The 17,388-nt window shown below is 71.5% G+C and carries 27 protein-coding genes; 13 read left to right on the top strand and 14 right to left on the bottom strand.

The genetic code is table 11. The annotated features are described in order from the left end of the window. Positions 1–18: 18 nt before the first annotated feature. From OG371_RS47280 to OG371_RS47260, 5 genes are all read left to right on the top strand, one after another. Positions 19–1,578 (top strand): hypothetical protein, encoded by a 1,560-nt coding sequence (locus OG371_RS47280; protein ID WP_329073500.1) that lies wholly within the window; start codon positions 19–21, stop codon positions 1,576–1,578. Positions 1,579–1,660: 82 nt separating this feature from the next. Beyond that, the gene (locus OG371_RS47275) at positions 1,661–2,017 is read left to right on the top strand and encodes a hypothetical protein (protein ID WP_329073499.1); all 357 of its coding nucleotides are present in this window, start codon (positions 1,661–1,663) and stop codon (positions 2,015–2,017) included. 6 nt (positions 2,018–2,023) lie between these two features. Beyond that, complete coding sequence (locus OG371_RS47270) at positions 2,024–3,166, top strand: hypothetical protein (protein WP_329073498.1); 1,143 nt, start codon at positions 2,024–2,026, stop codon at positions 3,164–3,166. Between the two features lie 17 nt (positions 3,167–3,183). Next, on the top strand, positions 3,184–3,459 hold the full coding sequence (locus OG371_RS47265; protein WP_329073497.1) for a hypothetical protein: 276 nt from the start codon (positions 3,184–3,186) through the stop codon (positions 3,457–3,459). Between the two features lie 71 nt (positions 3,460–3,530). Beyond that, on the top strand, positions 3,531–4,436 hold the full coding sequence (locus OG371_RS47260) for a hypothetical protein (protein WP_329073496.1): 906 nt from the start codon (positions 3,531–3,533) through the stop codon (positions 4,434–4,436). Here the strand turns inward: OG371_RS47260 and OG371_RS47255 are convergent. The 6 genes from OG371_RS47255 to OG371_RS47230 form a co-directional block, all read right to left on the bottom strand. Then, positions 4,408–4,797, bottom strand: a complete 390-nt coding sequence (locus OG371_RS47255; RefSeq protein WP_329073495.1) for a hypothetical protein — start codon at positions 4,795–4,797, stop codon at positions 4,408–4,410. The genes OG371_RS47260 and OG371_RS47255 overlap by 29 nt on opposite strands. 113 nt (positions 4,798–4,910) lie before the next feature. Next, a complete protein-coding gene (locus OG371_RS47250; protein WP_329073494.1) occupies positions 4,911–5,075 on the bottom strand; it encodes a hypothetical protein in 165 nt (54 codons plus the stop codon). Further along, complete coding sequence (locus tag OG371_RS47245; RefSeq protein ID WP_329073493.1) at positions 5,072–5,425, bottom strand: hypothetical protein; 354 nt, start codon at positions 5,423–5,425, stop codon at positions 5,072–5,074. The genes OG371_RS47250 and OG371_RS47245 overlap by 4 nt, the downstream gene beginning before the upstream one ends. Next, positions 5,422–5,598, bottom strand: a complete 177-nt coding sequence (locus OG371_RS47240) for a hypothetical protein (RefSeq protein ID WP_329073492.1) — start codon at positions 5,596–5,598, stop codon at positions 5,422–5,424. Before OG371_RS47240 ends, OG371_RS47245 begins: the two co-directional genes overlap by 4 nt. Beyond that, positions 5,595–5,915: a hypothetical protein gene (locus OG371_RS47235; protein WP_329073491.1), complete on the bottom strand. Its 321-nt coding sequence runs from the start codon at positions 5,913–5,915 to the stop codon at positions 5,595–5,597. Before OG371_RS47235 ends, OG371_RS47240 begins: the two co-directional genes overlap by 4 nt. Continuing rightward, on the bottom strand, positions 5,908–6,039 hold the full coding sequence (locus OG371_RS47230; protein WP_329073490.1) for a hypothetical protein: 132 nt from the start codon (positions 6,037–6,039) through the stop codon (positions 5,908–5,910). The genes OG371_RS47235 and OG371_RS47230 overlap by 8 nt, the downstream gene beginning before the upstream one ends. A gap of 329 nt (positions 6,040–6,368) precedes the next feature. Between OG371_RS47230 and OG371_RS47225 the strand changes: the two genes are divergently transcribed. Both OG371_RS47225 and OG371_RS47220 read left to right on the top strand, forming a co-directional pair. Continuing rightward, entirely contained in the window at positions 6,369–7,271 is a 903-nt protein-coding gene (locus OG371_RS47225) for a helix-turn-helix domain-containing protein (RefSeq protein ID WP_329073489.1), read from the top strand. Then, a complete protein-coding gene (locus OG371_RS47220; RefSeq protein ID WP_329073488.1) occupies positions 7,271–7,510 on the top strand; it encodes a DUF397 domain-containing protein in 240 nt (79 codons plus the stop codon). The genes OG371_RS47225 and OG371_RS47220 overlap by 1 nt, the downstream gene beginning before the upstream one ends. A gap of 66 nt (positions 7,511–7,576) precedes the next feature. Here the strand turns inward: OG371_RS47220 and OG371_RS47215 are convergent, their stop codons facing one another. The 4 genes from OG371_RS47215 to OG371_RS47200 form a co-directional block, all read right to left on the bottom strand. Continuing rightward, positions 7,577–8,068 (bottom strand): NUDIX hydrolase, encoded by a 492-nt coding sequence (locus OG371_RS47215; RefSeq protein ID WP_329073487.1) that lies wholly within the window; start codon positions 8,066–8,068, stop codon positions 7,577–7,579. A gap of 232 nt (positions 8,069–8,300) precedes the next feature. Then, positions 8,301–8,582: a hypothetical protein gene (locus tag OG371_RS47210; protein WP_329073486.1), complete on the bottom strand. Its 282-nt coding sequence runs from the start codon at positions 8,580–8,582 to the stop codon at positions 8,301–8,303. A gap of 53 nt (positions 8,583–8,635) precedes the next feature. Continuing rightward, positions 8,636–9,559, bottom strand: coding sequence for a tyrosine-type recombinase/integrase (locus OG371_RS47205; protein WP_329073485.1), 924 nt, complete (start codon positions 9,557–9,559; stop codon positions 8,636–8,638). 17 nt (positions 9,560–9,576) lie between these two features. Further along, on the bottom strand, positions 9,577–9,996 hold the full coding sequence (locus OG371_RS47200) for a hypothetical protein (RefSeq protein ID WP_329073484.1): 420 nt from the start codon (positions 9,994–9,996) through the stop codon (positions 9,577–9,579). 189 nt (positions 9,997–10,185) lie between these two features. Between OG371_RS47200 and OG371_RS47195 the strand changes: the two genes are divergently transcribed. From OG371_RS47195 to OG371_RS47180, 4 genes are all read left to right on the top strand, one after another. Next, positions 10,186–10,647 (top strand): hypothetical protein, encoded by a 462-nt coding sequence (locus tag OG371_RS47195; protein ID WP_329073483.1) that lies wholly within the window; start codon positions 10,186–10,188, stop codon positions 10,645–10,647. A gap of 20 nt (positions 10,648–10,667) precedes the next feature. Continuing rightward, positions 10,668–10,973, top strand: a complete 306-nt coding sequence (locus tag OG371_RS47190; RefSeq protein WP_329073482.1) for a hypothetical protein — start codon at positions 10,668–10,670, stop codon at positions 10,971–10,973. Between the two features lie 541 nt (positions 10,974–11,514). Further along, positions 11,515–13,029: a DNA cytosine methyltransferase gene (locus OG371_RS47185; protein WP_329073481.1), complete on the top strand. Its 1,515-nt coding sequence runs from the start codon at positions 11,515–11,517 to the stop codon at positions 13,027–13,029. Between the two features lie 84 nt (positions 13,030–13,113). Further along, positions 13,114–13,497, top strand: coding sequence for a hypothetical protein (locus OG371_RS47180; protein WP_329073480.1), 384 nt, complete (start codon positions 13,114–13,116; stop codon positions 13,495–13,497). 15 nt (positions 13,498–13,512) lie between these two features. On the opposite strand, the gene OG371_RS47175 is transcribed toward OG371_RS47180, so the two are convergent. Further along, the gene (locus tag OG371_RS47175) at positions 13,513–14,013 is read right to left on the bottom strand and encodes a hypothetical protein (RefSeq protein WP_329073479.1); all 501 of its coding nucleotides are present in this window, start codon (positions 14,011–14,013) and stop codon (positions 13,513–13,515) included. Between the two features lie 172 nt (positions 14,014–14,185). Here OG371_RS47175 and OG371_RS47170 point away from each other — a divergent pair, with 172 nt between their 5' ends. Continuing rightward, positions 14,186–14,596 carry a hypothetical protein gene (locus tag OG371_RS47170; RefSeq protein WP_329073478.1) on the top strand — a complete coding sequence of 137 codons (411 nt, stop codon included), beginning with the start codon at positions 14,186–14,188 and terminating at the stop codon, positions 14,594–14,596. A gap of 10 nt (positions 14,597–14,606) precedes the next feature. Here the strand turns inward: OG371_RS47170 and OG371_RS47165 are convergent, their stop codons facing one another. From OG371_RS47165 to OG371_RS47155, 3 genes are all read right to left on the bottom strand, one after another. Further along, a complete protein-coding gene (locus OG371_RS47165; protein ID WP_329073477.1) occupies positions 14,607–15,398 on the bottom strand; it encodes a hypothetical protein in 792 nt (263 codons plus the stop codon). Between the two features lie 193 nt (positions 15,399–15,591). Next, entirely contained in the window at positions 15,592–15,846 is a 255-nt protein-coding gene (locus tag OG371_RS47160; protein ID WP_329073476.1) for a hypothetical protein, read from the bottom strand. Positions 15,847–15,967: 121 nt separating this feature from the next. Further along, positions 15,968–16,543, bottom strand: coding sequence for a hypothetical protein (locus tag OG371_RS47155; RefSeq protein WP_329073475.1), 576 nt, complete (start codon positions 16,541–16,543; stop codon positions 15,968–15,970). Positions 16,544–16,644: 101 nt separating this feature from the next. Between OG371_RS47155 and OG371_RS47150 the strand changes: the two genes are divergently transcribed. Beyond that, entirely contained in the window at positions 16,645–17,205 is a 561-nt protein-coding gene (locus OG371_RS47150; RefSeq protein WP_329073474.1) for a hypothetical protein, read from the top strand. The last annotated feature ends 183 nt before the right edge of the window (positions 17,206–17,388 follow it).

Here is a 17,388-nt window from a genome sequence, read left to right as displayed (position 1 = left end):
AAATGATACTCTTAGGGCATGACGGAGAACGATGGTTCGGGCCGGGCAGAGCAGGTAAACCCGCAGGTCGCGGACGTGGCGACCGCTCGGGAGGCGGTGCGCGCGGCGATCGGCGAGGCCGTCGAGGTCGGCGCGCTCACGGCCGAGGCCGCCGAGCAGGTGACGGCGGAGTTCGGCGAGCAGCAGGGCGACCTGTTCGGGCTGCACGAGTGGATGCGGACGACCCAGCCCAAGGCGGTGTGGTCGCGCTTCTGCGGCTACCCAGGCTGCTTCGAGGCGCCCCGGCCGCGCAAGCCGGGCGCGAAAGGCGGACCGGCGCCCGTCTACTGCGACGTGGTGCGCGACGCCGAGGGCAAGCCCGCGCACTCCGGGATGACCGCGTTCCGGCTCAAGGAGCGCCTGGAGGACGTCGGGCCGCGCGAGGCGCTGGCCACGCCGGTGCCCACCGACCCGAGCAACGAGCGCCCGGTGCAGCTGGCCCGCGAGACCGTGCCCGTCATCGTGGAACGCGTCGTCCAGCTGTTCGCCGACCAGCAGGCCGTCAACGCCCGTCACATGGACCAGCTGCGCAGCGCGATCTCCCGCATCGGCGACGATGACGCCCGGCAGGCCGAGTTCGAGTCGGTGCAGCACGACGCCGACAAACTCGTCGGCCAGGCCCGCGAGGTGAAGCTGGCCGCCGAGCAGCGCGCCCGCGAAGCCGCCGCCGCCGCCGACCGGGCGCGCGCCGGCGAGGAGGAGGCCCGGTCCGCGACCCTGGAAATGGCCGAGCGGCTGGAGCAGGTCGAGCGGGAGGCGGGCGAGCGGGTGGCGGCCGCCGAAGCCGCGCAGCGGGAGCAGGCCGAGCTCGACCAGGGCCGCGTCGAGAACGCCGAGTCCGCCGAGCGGGCCGCCGTCGAGGCGATGGGCGAGACTACGGCGCGGGCCGAACGGCAGGTCCGGGAGGCCGAGCAGGCCGCTGCCGAGAGCGTCCGGCTCGCCGAGGAGGCCGCCGAGGCGAAGGTGACCGAGGCCCGGGAGGAGCGCGACCGCGCGATCGTCGAGCACCAGGCCGCCGCCGACGAGCAGATCCGGCTCGCCGAGGAAGCCGCCGAGCAGGCGCGCCAGGACGCGGACCAGCGTGTTCGGGTCGCCGAGGAGACCGCCGCCCGCGCCACGCAGGCCGCCGAGGATGCCAAGACCGCCCAGGGCCAGGCGCAGGCCGAGCTCGGTCAGCTGCGCACGAAGATCGAGGCCGACGACGAGCGGCACCGCGGGGAGCTGGAGGCGCAGCGCACCCGGCATGAGGCCGAGCGCGCCACGCTCGCCGACGAGCTGCGCACGGCCACCGAGCGGGCCGGGCAGGCCCGGGAGGAACTGGCGGGCGTGAAGGCCCAGCTGGAGACCGAGCGCGGGGCGCACACCCGGGAGCTGCAGGCCGCCGAGCAGCGGGTGACCGACGCCCGGACCGCGGGCACCGAGGAGACCGAGCGGCGCCTGGCCGACCTGCGCACGACCTACGACCGGCAGCTCGCCGACCTGCGGACCCAGCTGCAGGCCGCTACCCAGCCCGGTGAAGGTTCCGGGAAACGTCGGTGACCGGCGGTACGCTGACCGGTTTTCCGTTGCACGCCAACCGATCGGACGACGACCGGCCCGCCGGGTCGACGAGGAGGAAGTCATGACCGATGCCGTCGAGGGCTACGCCGTGCTGCACACGGACGGGCGCGTGACGTACGGGCAGATCCCGGCCGGGGAGAGCGCCTACGAGGCGATCCGGCGCGAGATTCCGGATCTCGGCTCGCAGGGCATGGGCCGGTTGCGGGCGTGGTTCACCGATAGCTTCGCCGGGCAGCGGAGCAACCCGCTCGCCGACACGGTGCTGTCCGCGGTCGGCTACCACCACCCGACCGGGTGGGCCGGCCCGGTCGCCGTCTCCATGGAAGAGGTGGGCGAGGACTGCGTGGTTCCGCCGCTGACGTCCGAGGTTCGGGCGATGATCGACGAGCTGTCCCGGCAGCACGCGCCCAGGAGCTGACCGGCGGTGTCACTGACGACCGAGCTGCGCGACCCGCGTAGCAAACTGGCGGCCTGGTGCGCCGAGACGCTGGTCCGGACCCCGGCCGTGGTCGAGCAGGTCGCGGCCGCCATCCGCGACGTCGAACCGGTCCGTCCGCAGGTCCGGGAGGTCACCGGGCGCCACTGGGCTGAGATCGGCGGGGCGTTCGGGCAGCGCGTGGCCGACCTGGTGCAGCCCGCGCCGCCGTACTACGCCCTGCTCGGGATGATCCGGGCCGGGTGGGCGACGTGGGGATGGGCCCACGAGCAGGCCGCCCGGTACCCGACGCACCGCGACCTCCCGCCGGAGTACCGGGCCCGCGCGCTCGGCATCCGCCCGGGAGCGACGTCGTGGCTGGACCTCGGAGGCATCGGGGTCGACCGCAGCGGCGCCGTCCCGCCGGCGGCCGCGGGCGCGTGGGCGGAATTGCTCGAGCGCAGCCGTTCCTACCTCGCCGCGCACGCGCCGACCGGGACGCTGGGCTCGGCAGGCGCCGAGGCCGGGCTGGCGAGGTCGAGCTGGCTGCTCTCCGCCGCCGAGGACATCCACCGCAGCGGGCAGGTCGACGATCGGCTTGGCGCACTGTTCACCGGCGCCCGGCGCCCGAGCGTCGAGCAGCTGCGCGGCCTGGTCGACGAGCGCCAGGTGGCCGAGCTGGTCGCGCTCTCGGCGAAGCTGCACGCCACCGGCGCACACTGGGACCTGCGTAAACTCGGCGGGAACCCCGCCAGTGGCCAGCCGCTCGGCATCGCTGCGCCCACGATCGTGCCCCAGTGGGCCGACGCGGACATCCTGCTCGGCGCGGTCGACCCCGAGACCGGCATCGGCGAGCAGGGCAGCACGCTGATCGACGTCAAGACCGTGATCAGCACCCGCGACGCCGAGAAGGTCGGCCGCTGGGTGTGGCAGATCCTGCTCTACGCGTGGCTGGACACCGCCGACCTGTACCGCATCCGGCGCGTGGGCCTGCTGCTCGCTCGCCACGGCGTGCTCATCACCTGGCCACTGCACCGGCTGGTCGACCAGCTGCTCGGCCGCCGCGACGTCGGCGACCACCACCGCGACACCGCCCGCGAGATCGCCGGACAGATCATCACCCGCAACGGCCTGCAGTTCCCCATCGCCTGACCGAAAAGGACCCGATCATGAAGCTGTACGCCGTCGTCACCACCGACCGGGACACCCCGGACGAGCCCGAACTGATCGCCGCGTGGCCGGCGCGCTGGATCGACGACGAGCCCTCACCGCCGCGTGACCTCGACGAGAACGGCGACCCGTGGAGCTGCCTCGACATGGCCCGTGGCGACCCGTCCACGCTGGCCGCGGCCATCGTTGCCATCGACATCCCCGACGACCAGCTGCTCCCGCTGCTGACCCCCGCCGTCCCGACCGTGACCGGGACTGCCTCCGTCGTCGACTGACCCGGGCGTCCCGCCCGGGGTCTGAGTAGAAACCCGCTGGCCAAGATCCGTCCCAGGTGGACTATGGAGTCATGGTGGGGAGATTCGGCAGCGGCGGCCAGCAGGTACTCAGCGTCTTGGCCCCGGGGCAGGCCGGGCAGAAGATCCAGCGGCGCGTCCTGCTCGGCGTGGGCCTGCTGGCATTCCTGCTGTTCTGGTGGAGCGGGTGGGACTGGTGGCCGACCGTGGTCTACGCGGTCGTGCCGACCTTGATCGTCATCCTGCCGGGCGTCCGGCGCCTGGTGGACGAGTCGTGGGGCCTGATCGTCGGGCTGACCCTGGCCGCTTTCGTGCTGATGCCGCAGGTCCCGGGCTCGCTGGTTGCGACCGCGTGGGGCCTGGCGCTCGGCGCCGTCGCCGCGTCGACCATCAGGCGACACCGGTTCGGCTGGCGCAAGTGGGTCCCGCGCGCTGCGCTGGTGCCCGCGGTCGCGCTGGTCGTGCTCGGCGGGCTCGCCTGGTGGGCCGGGGCGCAGGACCGCGCCGCCGAGCAGGCCCGCCAGGCCGCCGAGGCGCACCAGCACAACGTGTCGAAGCTGCTGCCGACCAGCCCGCGCAGCGCCGTGTTCGCTCTCGTCGAAGCCGTTGCCGTGCCAACGAAAGCCGACCGGGTGTGCTTCGCGTTCAGCCCGACCGCGGCCGCCGAGTTCGCCGCCGCGCACCAGGCCGCGGACTGCATGGGCGCGCTGGCGAAGCTGCGCACGCAGGTCCGGACGTTCTACGACTACGTCAACCAGCTCGGCATCCCGACCCAGGCCGAGGAGACCAGCCCGCCGCCCGCCGGCGCCCCGCTGCACCTGGACGCCTGCCACCTGACGTTCACGAACTTCATCAGCGGCGGCGACGAGCACGCGGGTCCGCAGATCGGGATGCTGACGTTCGAGCGCCAGTTCGGCAACGGCTACCTCATCACCGACTACCAGCCGTGCCGTCCCTGACCGTGCCGCCGGCGTCGCCGTCGCGCACCGGGCGCAGGTCGGCGGCGGGCACCAGCTGGCCGGGCAGCACGACGCGCAGCTGGCCGCGCCGCGAGCCGAGTTCCATGCTCACGACGCCGTACCAGTCGTTCGTCTCCGAGCGGACCCAGGCGTAGAGCAGGCCCCGCACCGGGTGGAGGTCGATCCCGGCGACCCGCAGCCAGATCGGCCGCTCGGCCCACCGGGGTTTGCGGTCGGGCAGGAACGACGAGACCCTGATCTCGACCGGGACCGGCGGCTCGACGAGCCGCAGGGCCTGGCGCGGGTGCGGGCCGGTCTGCTCCTGTTCGTCGAGGAGGACCCGCCCAGTAATCTCGAACACGTGTTCGAGGGTAGTTCACGGGTAGCCGGGGAGAAAGTCCAGGTGAACGCGCCACGGCCCCGGCAGCTGGGAGGCGAAGCTGTGCGGGGCCGTGGCTTGCGGGCGCCAGGTGGTCAGGGATTGCCGCGTCGAGCGTGGTACTGCTCGCGCAGCCGTTCGAGGACGGCGTCCGCGTCCTCGGGCCGTGTGTCCGGGTCGGCGATGTAGGCCATCAGCGCACGCTCGGCCTGCTCCTTGCTCAGCGGCTGCGGTTCGTGCGGCACGAGTTCGTCGCTCACGGCTTGTCCCCGTCCTCGTTCTTCGGTGCCGCGGTGAACCAGATGTTGCTGTCCCACTTGGACAGTGCCGAGTCGTCGTCGGCGTCGCTGCCGACCCACATCAGCGCGAGCTGCAGCGGCACGACGTGGCGCCACACCTCGGTTCCGGTGGCTCGCAGGTCGCCCGGCGCGGGCCCGCCGGCGAGCCGGACGACCGTCGACCAGCCCGTCAGGGGAATGGTCACGATGTCCGTGCACGAGCCCGAGCTGCGGACCAGCGCGTTGTCGTTGCCCCGGTACAAGATCTGCGGCACGACGCGCCAGCCCAGTCGGACCGCCGTCTCGATCAGCAGGTCGAACTTCGCGGTCACGGTCGATCACCGCCGGGCTGGTCCTCGGCCTGCTCGACCCGGGCGAGCACGGAGTCGGCGGCGCGCTCGGCGACCTCGGCGGCCGCGATCGCCCGGGGTTCCCCGGTGGCGCGCAGCTCGAAAGCACGGTGTCGCAGGCGCAGCGCCGACTCGACGATGTTGTCCCGGCTCACCGCGAGCTCCGCCCGCTGTGCGACAGCAGCGCCTGCAGGCGGCCGGGACGCCGGTGCCGGGCGCGGCCGCGCGACTGCTCCGGGACCGTGACGTACACCGGCCGCTCCGGAGCGAGCCCGCGCGCGACGAGCAGCAGCTGCAGGCAGGCCGGGCAGGTCCGGCCGATCGGCGCGGTGCAGGGCGTCGGGCGGATCTCGGCACCGCACAGCGCGACGTAGTCCCCGGTCGTCGACTCGGCGAATGCTTCGTCCGTGAGTTCGTGCGCCAGCCCGTCGAACGCGCTGGTCATGGGCACGGTGTAGATCCGGTCAGCCACGGCGGCCACCTCGGGCGTCTTCACCAGGGGCGCGGAAAGAGCGGGCGATGTCCCAGCAGGTCCAGGTCCCGAGGCCGAGCGCGACGACCGTCAGCGGCGCCAGGCCGAGCAGTGTCTGCCACATCGGTGCCTCCAGTGGAAAGCGGCAACCCGCTCAACACGAGGGGGGTCGAACGGGTTGCCGCCGCTTGGGTCCCTGGTGGACCGAAAACGCAGGCCCGCGCCCCGCAGCGCGGCGTGCTCACCAGGGAGTTAGTGCTGGTCCTGGCGGTGCGGCTTCGATCAGGGGACAGACCCGCGCCCGAGCTCGCTACCCGGGAGGGGAAGGCCGTTCCGACTCACCGCACCGCCAGGGGCTACCGTTGTAACTGGTTCGGTTGGTAACCGTCTCTGAATGTAGACGCTCACATTGTGAACGTCTACATTCAGCGCATGGCCTATCCGGGTGAACCGTTGTCGCCGTTCGTCGAGGAGTCCGGAGGAGGTGACCCTGTGGGCACGCCAGGGCCTACCGCACTCAAGAACTACATCGCCATTGAGCTGCGACGACTACGCGAAGCCGCCGGGTTCAAACCCGATGACGCGGCGCGCAGGATCGGCAAGGCGAAGACGGTCATCTTCCACATCGAGACCGGCCGGAATCTGCCCGCTCCCGCCGATCTTGAGGTACTGCTGAACCTCTACGGCACACCGGAGCGCGTGCCGTTCTTCCGCGAGCTGATCAAGACCGCGAAGAAGGGCACCGACTGGTGGATGGGTTTCACCAGCACGGTTCCCGAGTGGTTCAACCTCTACTTAGGACTTGAGTCGGCTGCGGCCCGGATCAGCAGCTTTGACGCGTTGTGGGTACCCGGGCTGTTCCAGAAGCGTGAATACGCCGAAGCGCTCTACCGCGCCGGCGAGCAGCGGATGACCGACGAACAGGTGAGCAAGGCCGTCGAGCTACGCCTGGCCCGACAGGCCATCATCACCCGGGACGACGAACCACCCCGGATCTGGTGCGTGCTCGACGAGAACGCTCTGCGACGTCAGGTCGGCGGCCCCGAGGTCATGCGGTCGCAGCTCGATCACCTGATCAAGCTCAACGAGTTGCCCAACGTCGACATCCAGATCCTCACGCACCGCTCCGGCGCGCACGCCGGCGCCGAAGGCACCTTCGCCCTGCTCGACTACCCGACCGAGTTCGTCGGTGCCTCCGGCACCGCCTACGTCGAGAGCCGACAGCAGGGCATCTACTACGACCCACCGGACCAGGTGGAGGACTTCCGGCGCATCTTCGAGCGCCTGCAGGTTCAAGCCGAGAAGCCCGAGCGGACACCGGAACTGATCAGCATCGCAGCAAAGGACACGACGTAATGGACGCGGACGCGGCACGGGCCGCCCTCAGCACCACCGCCACCGGGTGGGGCAAATCCAGCTACAGCAACGGCGGCGCCAACGGGTGCTTCGAGTTCAATTTCTCCGTCCCCGGCTGGGCCGGGGTGCGCGACTCGAAGCTCGGGGACGCCAGCCCGGTGTTGGTGTTCAACGAACGCGAGCTCACGGCGATGTTGGCCGGAGCGAAGGACGGCGAGTTCGACAACAGGATCATCTGACGACGCCTGGCACACGAGAACGGCCCCGCTTCACTGCGGGGCCGTTCTCGTTGTGCCAGCTTGGGTTTAGCCGATCGACCGGTCGGTCACGGCCAGGGCGTCTCGGATGATCCGCTCGTGGTCGAACGCCAGCTGCTCGCGCAGCGCCTCGGCTACCGGCCACCAACGCGCCTGCCGGACCATGTCGCCAACCTGCACCGGGACCGGTTGCGGCAGTAGCACCGCGTACGACACGGTCACGTAGCGGCCTGCTGTGTCGCGACCTTCGTCCCGCGAGGAGGCATGCACCAGCTCGGCGCCGGTCAGGTCGATGCCGGTTTTCTCCCGGGCTCGCCGCACCGCGACCTCGGCCGGCGACTCCCCGGGCTGACACACCCCGCCCGGCAGCCCCCACTGCCCCGCGTGCGGCGCCTGGTCCCGCTCGACCAGCAGAACACACATCTCCCGGCGCGCGCTCGGCGCGAGCACCACGGCGTTCGTCGCGTGGTGCACCGGCTCACCCGTGCCGGTCTCCATGGCGCTGCTGGTGGCGGCCGCGGTGGTCTTCATGGCGTTCATCGCGTTCCTCGATTCTCGCTGGATTCCCGGGCTGTCCGGTGCTTCCAGCGTCGAGGCGACGGGCCCGAATGTCAGCAGGGTTGCGGTTGCACGTCCCGGCGTTTCCTGATGAAACAGCCCTGACCAGGGCGGCAGCGTCGTACTTGGAAACACGCAGCACCGGGCGCGGTCGAGCCCACCGGACAGAACCGCGACAGTGGCTTGGCGTGGTTCTGTCGTAGGGGTGAGCGGACTACCTCCCGCTTCGCGCCGCCAGGGTGAGCTCGTCGAGGACGGCCGTCTCGTCCATTTCGCGGACCTGGCTCACCTGGCCCAGCAGCGTCGTGGCCACCAGGGCGAGGCTGGCCACCAGCTCCTGAAGCCCGTCGACGCCGTGGCGCCGGGCGAACCCGTCGTAGGTCTCGATCATCTCCATGACGATCGGTTCGTCCGCGGGCATGGTCCCCGTGCAGGCAGCGCGGTTGCGCACCAGCGACAGGGCAGTGAGGTACGCGTCGTCGACAGTTTTGGTCACACGCAACAGTGTCCGGCACGTTCCCGAACGAGTGACGGCCTGCCTTGGGTCACTCAGCGGCGCCGCGCCACAGGGTCTCGGCCTGCCTGCCATCGAGCGAGGGCGGACGCCGAGACCTTCGAGTACCGGCCCAGTGAGTTGACGTTCGTGTGCCCGGACAGGGCCATGAGCATAGGCGTGCTCGCGCCGTCCTCGGCCGCGTGCGTCAGCGCGCTGTGCCGCAGCCAGTGCAGGTTCCACGGCCCCGACTGCAGGTCCGCGGTCCACTCGCCCAGCAGTTCCTCCGCGCGGCGGTAGGACAGCCGGGCCCGGCCGCTCGCCGGGTCGATGTCGCCCGACGCCAGCTCGACCCGGGCTCGCCGGTGGGTCAGGAACAGCGGGCCCTCGGTCCGTCCCTCGAGGAGCCGGGGCAGGAGCCGGGCCGTCTTGGTCTGCCAGGCGATCGTGTCGGCCGCGCCGCCCTTGCGCCGGACCGGGGCTCGGCGGTTCGGCCGGTCGAGGTCCGGGACGTCGAGCGCCAGGACTTCCTCGGTGCGGGCGGCTGACTCGTACAGCAGCTGCCACAGCGTCCGCTCACGCAGCGGCAGGTCCGGCCGCGCGAGGAACCGGCCCAGCTCGGCCCGGTCGATGGACTGGTCCCCGGGTGCCGGCGCCCCGCGACGCTGCAGCCGCCGCGTCGGGTCGCCGTCGAGCCACTGCTGGTCCTGCCACCAGGCCGACGCCGAGCGCAGCGCGTCCATCCGGGCGTTGAACGTCGTGGGCGCTGCCCCGCCCCACCGTTCGGTGAACCACTTCGCAAGCTCGTCGACGCCCTGCTCCGTGTCGAGCACGCCGATCGGCGTTTTGATGCCGAACTCGGCGGCCAGGCCGCGAACGGCGATGGCGTACGCCTTCGCGGTGTTCGGGTTGGTGACGCCGTTCAGGAACGCGTCCGCCGCGCGGCCGAGCTCCGGACCGGTGGCCACGATGCCGGGCAACCGGTGGATGGTTCCCATCAGCGCGCGGCGTCGTCGAGCGTGGTATCCGGCAGCACCCCGCCGGGGCCGAACAGCGGCTTGCCCCAGGCGCGGGCGATCTCATCCGCGCGGCGCAGCCAGCCCAGCCGGGTGTCGGGCCCCTCCATCGGGGTGCCCCAGATCTCGGCCACTTCGTCGGCGCGCAGCCGCCGGTTCCAGTCGTCGACCCCGATCTGCTCGGGCCGCGGGGCTTCGTCGAGCAGCTGCTGTACCAGCGCCGGATCCTCGGGCGGGAGCGTCGACATGCCGGGGAACATCGGTTCCGGGGCGAACACGACCCTCACGAGCGACTGAATCCGGAGATCGTCGGGGTAGGAGGGCCGGACGTGCTCGCCGAAGCGGCCGCCACGGCGAAGGTCGGTAGCGGCGGGTCGTCGGCGCGCCGGCGGGGTGCTCATGGGGCGAACATCTCCTATCGCAGATAAGCGAGCCGAGTCACCCCGGCCGCCGGGAGGCGTCCGCGCAGGTCCCCGCGGCCGCTATCGCAGATAATAGGGAACTATCTGCGATAAGGTGCGCCGAGGCCGCGACGCCGAATCTCATCCCGCGACGGGATGCCCGGCTCGATGATCAGGAAGGGTGAGCGCATGGCCATCTTCAGCCGCCGCCGAAGTGAGCCGCCGCAGCTGGTCACGACGCCGGCGCGCGCTGACGCGCTGGCGATCCGGATCAGCCAGGCCGAGCTCGAGCAGATCGAGCGCATGCTGGACGCCGCGTGGAACCTGACGCACCGGTACGGCACGCACGAGGAACGGAACGCCGAGTCTCCGGTCTCGGCCATGATGAAGGCCCTGCGCATGCGCGCCGGCGCCGCCGTGGCCGCCGCGGAGCACGCCGGCGTCGAGGCCGACGGCGCCATCCCGTTCTTCGAGCACGAGGTCGAGACCGTCGAGACGGCGTACCGGACACTCGTGGCCGACCGCGGCGCGGGCATGTTCACCGAGCACGAGAAGCAGCTGGTCGACCAGCTGCACGCCCGCCTCGGCTACGCCGCAGCCGTCTGCCACCTCGGCCCGCTTCCCGTCTTCCGCGAGCAGCTGCCGCGCTGACTCGCGCTACCGTCATCACCATGGCCGCCGAACCCGTCACCGCCGAGCAGTACCCCGACCTGGCCACCTTCGAGCTGACCAGCGAGCGCGGCGGCCACGGTCACTTCCTCGGCCGCGTCGTCGACCAGGATGTCCGGTGCGGGAAGTGCCGCACCAGCGGCAGCGCCACCGTGTACCGCGGGCCGCAGTACGGCCTCGCGTTCGACGAACCGGTGACACCCTTCGAGGTCGCCCCGGTCGAGCTGGAGCTGACGTGGTGCACCGGGTGCGGGCGCACCGGGATGACCCTGCGGAACCAGGACGGTTCCGAGCACACAGGCCTGTAGGCCCGTGCCCGGCTCGGCCACGACGCGGCCCGTACTTTCCTTGCGGCGCAGGCGAAACCGAGCACATCCAGCTCGGTCACTGCGGGCGGGCCGCCGCCCGGGCGAATCGCGGGACAACGCACGATCCACCCCGTGCGGGGCACCCTCCGGCCCAAGCTGGCCGTGCTTTCGCCAGCGGCACGCCGCAACGAGAGGACCAACCCGCGCGACGAAGTGACCTCGCCCGGCGATGACGAGCGGCCCCGCCTCGGCGAAGGCCTCCGCCGGCGGCGTGCCTGGCCGCGAGTCCCCGGGCACCGGCCCGGAGGCCGGACGGGGCCAGCCCGAACCCGCCGGGGCTCCGCCACCGGACCCCGACACCGCTGCGGAGAGGGGAAGGTCGCCCGTCGGCGCGCGAAAAAAGCGCTCGGACCTGCGGAAACTACTTGACTCTTAAGAGTCAAAAATCTAGACTGGAGGTACAACGCACCGGCCGGGAGCGGCCTCACCTCTCACAGTTCGACGCTCCCGACCGGGCTTCCCCACGAAGGAGGAGATCCCATTGTCGCTCACGTTCACGGACATCTTCTGTGGCGCTGGGGGTTCGAGCATCGGCCTGACGGGCGCGGGGTTCGAGCTCAAGCTGGCCGCCAACCACTGGGCACGCGCGATCGAGACCCATGAGCTGAACTTCCAGAACGCGCGCCACCTGTGCGCCGACGTCTCGAACTACGACATGCGCCGCTTGCCACGGACCGACATTCTGTGGGCGTCGCCGATCTGCACCGAGATCAGCCCGGCTGGCGGGCGAAAGCGGAAGAAGGCGCAGCTGGACCTGCTGGACATGCAAGGGCTCGACGAGGAGGAGAAGCCGCGCGACGACAGCGCGTTCGAGCGGACCCGCGCCACCTTCTGGGACGTCATCCGGGCGACCGAGGTGCACAGGTACCGCGCGGTGCTGGTCGAGAACGTGGTTGACGTGATCGACTGGGAGCTGTTCGACGTCTGGGTGAGCGCCATGAAGGTGCTCGGCTACAACTGCCAGTTCACCAGCGTCTCCTCAGCGCACATCGGTGACGAGACGAACCCGCACGCCCCGCAGTGGCGGGACCGGCTGTACATGACCCTCACGCGCACGGGCATCCGGTTGCCCGACGTCGCACCGAAGCCGCTGGCCTGGTGCTCGGAGTGCGCCGAGCAGGTCCGCGCGCGGCAGTCCTGGCGCGACCCGGACCCGACCCGCCGCAAGATCGGCAAGTACCGCCAGCAGTACGACTACCGGTGCCCGAACCGGGCGTGCCGTCACGCGCTGGTCGAGCCGTACGTCCTCCCGGCGGCCGCCGCGATCGACTGGTCGAACCTCGGGGTGAAGATCGGCGAGCGCCACCTGCACAAGCTGCCGGAGCTCAAGCCGAACACGCTGCGCAAGATCCGGCTAGGGCTGGAGATGTTCGCCGAGCCGACCGTGGTCACGCTGACCCACGGCACCGACGAGGACGGCCGCACGTTTCCGGCCAGCGCAGCGCCGTTGTACGCGCGGACGGTGAAGGTCGGCGACGGACTGACCGTGCCGCCGTTCGTGACGGTGCTGCGCAGGAACGGCACCGCCACTGGCCTCGACGACGCGCTGAGCACCGTGTCGGCGGGTGGCAACCACCACGGACTGACCATCCCGCCCGGCACGGAGGGCGCGTTCTACGTCAAGAACTTCGGCGGCAACCTGGACCCGAAGCACGCGGTGAAGGACGTCCGCGACGAGCCGTTCGGCGCGGTGACCACCCGCGATCACCACTCGCTGGTCATCCCGTACCGGCGCGGCGCGAAGCCGCACCGCCCGGACCGGCCGCTCTCGACCGTGGCCACGCGCGATGCGCACGGCCTGGTCCAGGACGTCGCGGTCGACGTCAACGAGGTCCGGTATCGGATGCTGCAGCCCCGCGAGCAGCTGCGCGCCCAGCGGTTCCCCGACTCCTACGAGGTCACCGGCAACCGGGGCGAGCAGACCATGCAGGCGGGCAACGCCGTCAGCTCGAACGTCGCCCAGTGGCTCGGCCAAGCCATCGCGAAGGTCTTGTAGTCCGCGCCCACACCGGGCCGCTCTTCCTGAAGGGGCGGCCCGGGGTGGGTGCAAGACCGGAGAAGCGGCGCAATACTGGCGGGCATGACCGATGATCAGCTCGGCGAGCCGTGGGAGCGCTTCGATGTCCTGCAGAAACATCAGCGCCTGATGATGGACCCGGACCGCAATCCGTGGACGAACACGGGCACGTCCATTCACGGCCCGCTCGTGATCACCGGGCCGGATGGACAGGACCGCACGGTCACGTGCCCGGAGTGCGGGCGCACCGAGGGACTGAGGATCACGCTGCTGGCGGAGGTGCGGTGCCCGTGCGGCGCGGACTTCAACGACCCGGACGTGACGGTCCCGTTCGCCACCGCGCTGTACAACGTGCCGAAAGCGGTGCGGCACCCTGGTGAGGACCAGGTGCTGAGTCTGCGCGAGGGTGATAAGGGCCTCGAGGCGACGCTGGCGCCGAGGACATAGGTCCGCGGCCGCCAGTCAGTCGAGCCAGCCGCGCCGCTCGAGTTTTTCCACCGGGACGTTCGTGAGCTCGTACCCGTTGTCGAACTGGACGGTCGCCCGCTCGCCGCCCAGCAGGCCACTGCTCGTCTCGACGATCCGGCCCGTCGTGCCGCGCTGCACGCTGGAGATGAAGTCCCCACCGAGCGCGCCGGTCGCACGCACCTTGTCGCCGCCCTGCAGCTTCCGCGGGTTGGCCTCGGTCCACCACGAGCCCCGGCGGCCGCCCTGGTCCGCGACCGCGCCCGGATTCCCGCTCTGCTGCTCCTCGGCCGGCGGGGCGGCCCGGCCGTCACCGGAACCCGGCCGGTAGATCTGGTCATCGAGAGCGTTCCCGCCGTAGTAGCTCGGCGGAGCTTCCCCGGCCGTCGAGGGATCACCTGGCCGCCAGGGCGTGAATTCCTGCCAGGCGTCGCGGTCGAAGTCGTCCGGGCCCCGGTCGTTGTAGCCGCCCCCGGTTGCTTCCGGTCGTCCGCTCACGTGTCCGTCCTCCCCGTCCCCATCCGTGATTGTCGAGCGTAACCGAGAAAACCCGCAGGTCCCAGGGGTTCCTGATCACTACCCCCACCGCGCGCGGCCCGCCGTTCGACCATCCCGGCGACGTGATCGTGTTCTCCCGCGAACAGGGCACACGGCGTGGCAGCATCCACCCATGTCTCGACGTCGATCACTGCCCGACTGGCGCGTCCTGTTCGCGGGAGCGTGCGCGCTCGGCGTGTTCGTGGTCTGCCAGGGCCTGAACTTCGGGTTCTTCGTGTCGGTGTTCCTGGCCGTGCTCGGCGCTGCGTTCGTGTACGCCGGCGTCCGGGCGCGTGGCCCGGCCCGGCCGAGCGTCGGCCGCGGGCGCGGGCCCGCGCCGCTGCCCCAGATCGCCGCCGGGCACGAAGTGATGACCGTCCGGAACCTCGGCGGTGGCTTCAGCGAGTTCGTACCCCAGGGCAGCAGGGGAGTGGTGACCGGCACCGGGTGGGGCAAGGTCACCGTCTCGTTCACCATCTACTCCCCGCTGGGCACCCGCCAGGTGCAGGTTCAAGCCAACCCGGACGACGTCCGCCGGATCTGACCGACCGGAATCAGCTCGCCGACGTCGTCGACACCAGCGCCGACGCGTCCACCGACGCGGCCATCCTGGACAGCATCAACGCCAGCCGGTCCGGAGTGCCCGGTGCGAAGCACGGCACGAGACGGCGGGTGCGTGGGTCCAGCTGACCACGCCACTGCTCGGCCAGCGGGCCGATCACCACCGACCGCGCGGCCGCCCGGTTCGCCGTCAGGTTCGAGTCGACGTCCGTCTCGACGTACCGGTCCATCACGGGAGACCAGGCCATCTCTTCGCGCTCACTCGGGTACCCGCCGTCCGGGTCGACCTGGCGCAGCCCGGCGAGGTCCGCATGCGACCAGGCCACCAGCCGCCGATCGGCCAGCGCCCGGCGAAGGCGGGGCAGTACCTCGGCCGGGTCGAGCGCGCCGGCGGGCAGCCACTGGGAACGCGGACCGACCAGCCGCACCGTCACGTCGAGCAGCCGCCGCCCGTCGAGCTCGCAGGCCCGGACGCGTCCGGCCGTGACAGGGCGACGTCGACCCGCGTCCGTCATCGGCGGTTCGTGCAGATCCACCTGGACCACCGCCACCGGCAGCCCGGCGAGCAGCGCGGCCACGTCGCCCGCGGTCCGTGCTCGCTTCCGTGCGAGCGTCGCCTGCTCGGCACGGATGAGCGCGATGTGCCGACATGCCGGACACAGCGGCCGGGCGTCGATGCCCTCACGACCGGTGCCGAGGGGACGCTGGCAGTGCGCGCCGCAGTCCTCGCACAACCCTCGCCGATGCCCGCTCGGCACGTTGCGCGGCCGAGCGCAGCTGGCCACCGGTCGAGCCGGTCGGCGCGCAGGACTGTGCGTCGTACAAGCGCGAACGTGTCGTCCTTGCCGCGCCACGCGTCGCGCGCGTCGACCCACCCCGCCGGTTCTGAGCCATCGGCCGTGCGTGGGTACTCCAGGTCCGCGAGGCTGGACTTCGTCATCAGGTGCGCGGGCACCGACGACCACCCCTGATAGCTGGTCACCGGACATCACCACGAGCCCGCACCGCGCGCCGACCGGACGGCAACTTCCTGCGGTCCATCCGGGCGGCCGTCGCCGACACCGGTCCCGACGACGAGCTCAGCGGCCGCACTTCGGCGTACACCCGCACGCCGAAGCCGCCCCGGTTCGGGTACGTCCGGCCGTTGCTCGCCATCTCCAGTACCGAGGCCAGCAGCTCGACGACCGCCGCCACCTCGTTCTCGTCCCCGTTCAACCGCAGACCCACACTCATGAAGTCAACGGTACGGCATCGCGTCAAGCGCAAACAAGCAGCTCAACGGGTGTTTCGAGGACCCGCAGCTGTCTTTTATCTGCCCAGATTTCATGCGTGCCAGCGTGTCAGGATCGCCGTTTCAAGAGCGGGGGAGAAGCTGGTCGGCGGCTTCCCGGATCAGGTCGCCGGTGGTGATGACCTGCGTGCGCAGCCGGGTGCGCTCGGCGAGCTGGTCGGCGGACAGGGTGCGGTACCCGGCGAGCTCCTGCAGCCGGGTCGTCGCCGGTGCCGACGTCCACCAGGTCGCCCGCCGCATGAGTTCGGCCAGGTCCGCGGGCAAGTGGACCCGGAGTCGGCCGCTCAGGTAGCCGCGCGAGTTCGGCGCGACACCCCATCGGCGGCCGGGCAGCTCACCCTCGCCGTGGGGGATCGGCCGCCAGCGACGGCCCCGCCAGCCCTTCCCGTCGAGCACGGCGAGCAGCTGGTAGACGATGACGGACGACATGGTGTCGAAGTGTTCCCCGGCGGCCCGCCGGCGGTCGCGCTCGGCGCGGAGCTTGGCGAGCTCTGCCCGGCGCACCGCCGGTTTGCCGATGGCGTGCACCGCGGCGAGCTGGCCGGACCACCAGGCCGTCGACTCTTCGATGTGCGCCTCGACCACGGCGCCCACCCGCTCGGCGACGTGGTCCTCCACGGCTACCTCGAACTTGGTCACGCCGACCAGTGTCTCTTATCTGGGCAGATAAGCAACGCCGGTTCGCGCCGGGCATTCGGGCTAGGCTTGTGGTGATCACTGTCGGACCAGCAGGAACGGACTTGGAGCACGAGATGGCGCAGCAGGGGCAGGGCAAGCCGGGGACGTTGGCGGAGCTGAAGGCGCGGCGGGACGCGGCGGACAAGGCGGCGGCGGAGCGCAAGACGCGCGAGGACGCGGCGCTCGCTCGGTACGCGTCCGCAGTCAAGGCGGGCGATGGGGTCGACGCCAAGCTCGCCAAGGACTTGGCGGCACTGGAGGCGAAGGCGGAGCAGCTGCGGACGGCCGCCGTGTCTCGGCGGGTGGCGAGCGAGCGCGACGCCGCCAGGTCGCTGGCCGAGCTGACCGAGCTCGGCCGGTCGGTCGAGGAGGTTGCCGGGTGGGTAGGCCTGTCGGTGAAGCGGGTGCGCCGGATGGTCAAGGACGCCAGGGGCGAGGGGGAGGCGAAGGGCACGGCTGCGTCGGAGCCGAGTCCGGTCGGACGTCCTGTCGCGAGCGTTCCATCCGCCGCCGTGGCGGGCGTGACCGAGCCGCCTCCGGTGGAGGACGTGCAGCAGCGTCCCGTCTCAGACGGGCTCGCCAGCGGGGGCACTGCATCCAAGGAGGATGCCGCCAGCGCGTGACCTCCCGGTGCGAGCGAGGGTCGGCTGCGGTCGGCCCTTTTTCGCGTTCCAGGGCCGCGTGTGAGCGGCCGGGGACGAGCGTCACTGGCCGCGAGACGACGGCCACCTTGTGTCTGGCTTTGGTGCACGATTTTCGGCCGGAGATCGGTCAGCGAAGGGCGCCGAGCAGGAGGGCCGGCGGGG

The organism is Amycolatopsis sp. NBC_01480 (genome assembly GCF_036227205.1).
Taxonomy (GTDB): Bacteria; Actinomycetota; Actinomycetes; order Mycobacteriales; family Pseudonocardiaceae; genus Amycolatopsis.
The sequence above is the reverse complement of the archived record's forward strand: the minus strand, read 5'-3'. Positions and strand labels throughout refer to the sequence as shown.

Coding starts and splice junctions, on each gene's coding strand:
- OG371_RS47280 (WP_329073500.1), top strand. CDS start 19: ATGACGGAGAACGATGGTTCGGGCCGGGCAGAGCAGGTAAACCCGCAG.
- OG371_RS47275 (WP_329073499.1), top strand. CDS start 1,661: ATGACCGATGCCGTCGAGGGCTACGCCGTGCTGCACACGGACGGGCGC.
- OG371_RS47265 (WP_329073497.1), top strand. CDS start 3,184: ATGAAGCTGTACGCCGTCGTCACCACCGACCGGGACACCCCGGACGAG.
- OG371_RS47260 (WP_329073496.1), top strand. CDS start 3,531: ATGGTGGGGAGATTCGGCAGCGGCGGCCAGCAGGTACTCAGCGTCTTG.
- OG371_RS47230 (WP_329073490.1), bottom strand. CDS start 6,039: ATGTGGCAGACACTGCTCGGCCTGGCGCCGCTGACGGTCGTCGCGCTC.
- OG371_RS47220 (WP_329073488.1), top strand. CDS start 7,271: ATGGACGCGGACGCGGCACGGGCCGCCCTCAGCACCACCGCCACCGGG.
- OG371_RS47215 (WP_329073487.1), bottom strand. CDS start 8,068: ATGAACGCCATGAAGACCACCGCGGCCGCCACCAGCAGCGCCATGGAG.
- OG371_RS47200 (WP_329073484.1), bottom strand. CDS start 9,996: ATGAGCACCCCGCCGGCGCGCCGACGACCCGCCGCTACCGACCTTCGC.
- OG371_RS47195 (WP_329073483.1), top strand. CDS start 10,186: ATGGCCATCTTCAGCCGCCGCCGAAGTGAGCCGCCGCAGCTGGTCACG.
- OG371_RS47190 (WP_329073482.1), top strand. CDS start 10,668: ATGGCCGCCGAACCCGTCACCGCCGAGCAGTACCCCGACCTGGCCACC.
- OG371_RS47180 (WP_329073480.1), top strand. CDS start 13,114: ATGACCGATGATCAGCTCGGCGAGCCGTGGGAGCGCTTCGATGTCCTG.
- OG371_RS47170 (WP_329073478.1), top strand. CDS start 14,186: ATGTCTCGACGTCGATCACTGCCCGACTGGCGCGTCCTGTTCGCGGGA.
- OG371_RS47160 (WP_329073476.1), bottom strand. CDS start 15,846: ATGAGTGTGGGTCTGCGGTTGAACGGGGACGAGAACGAGGTGGCGGCG.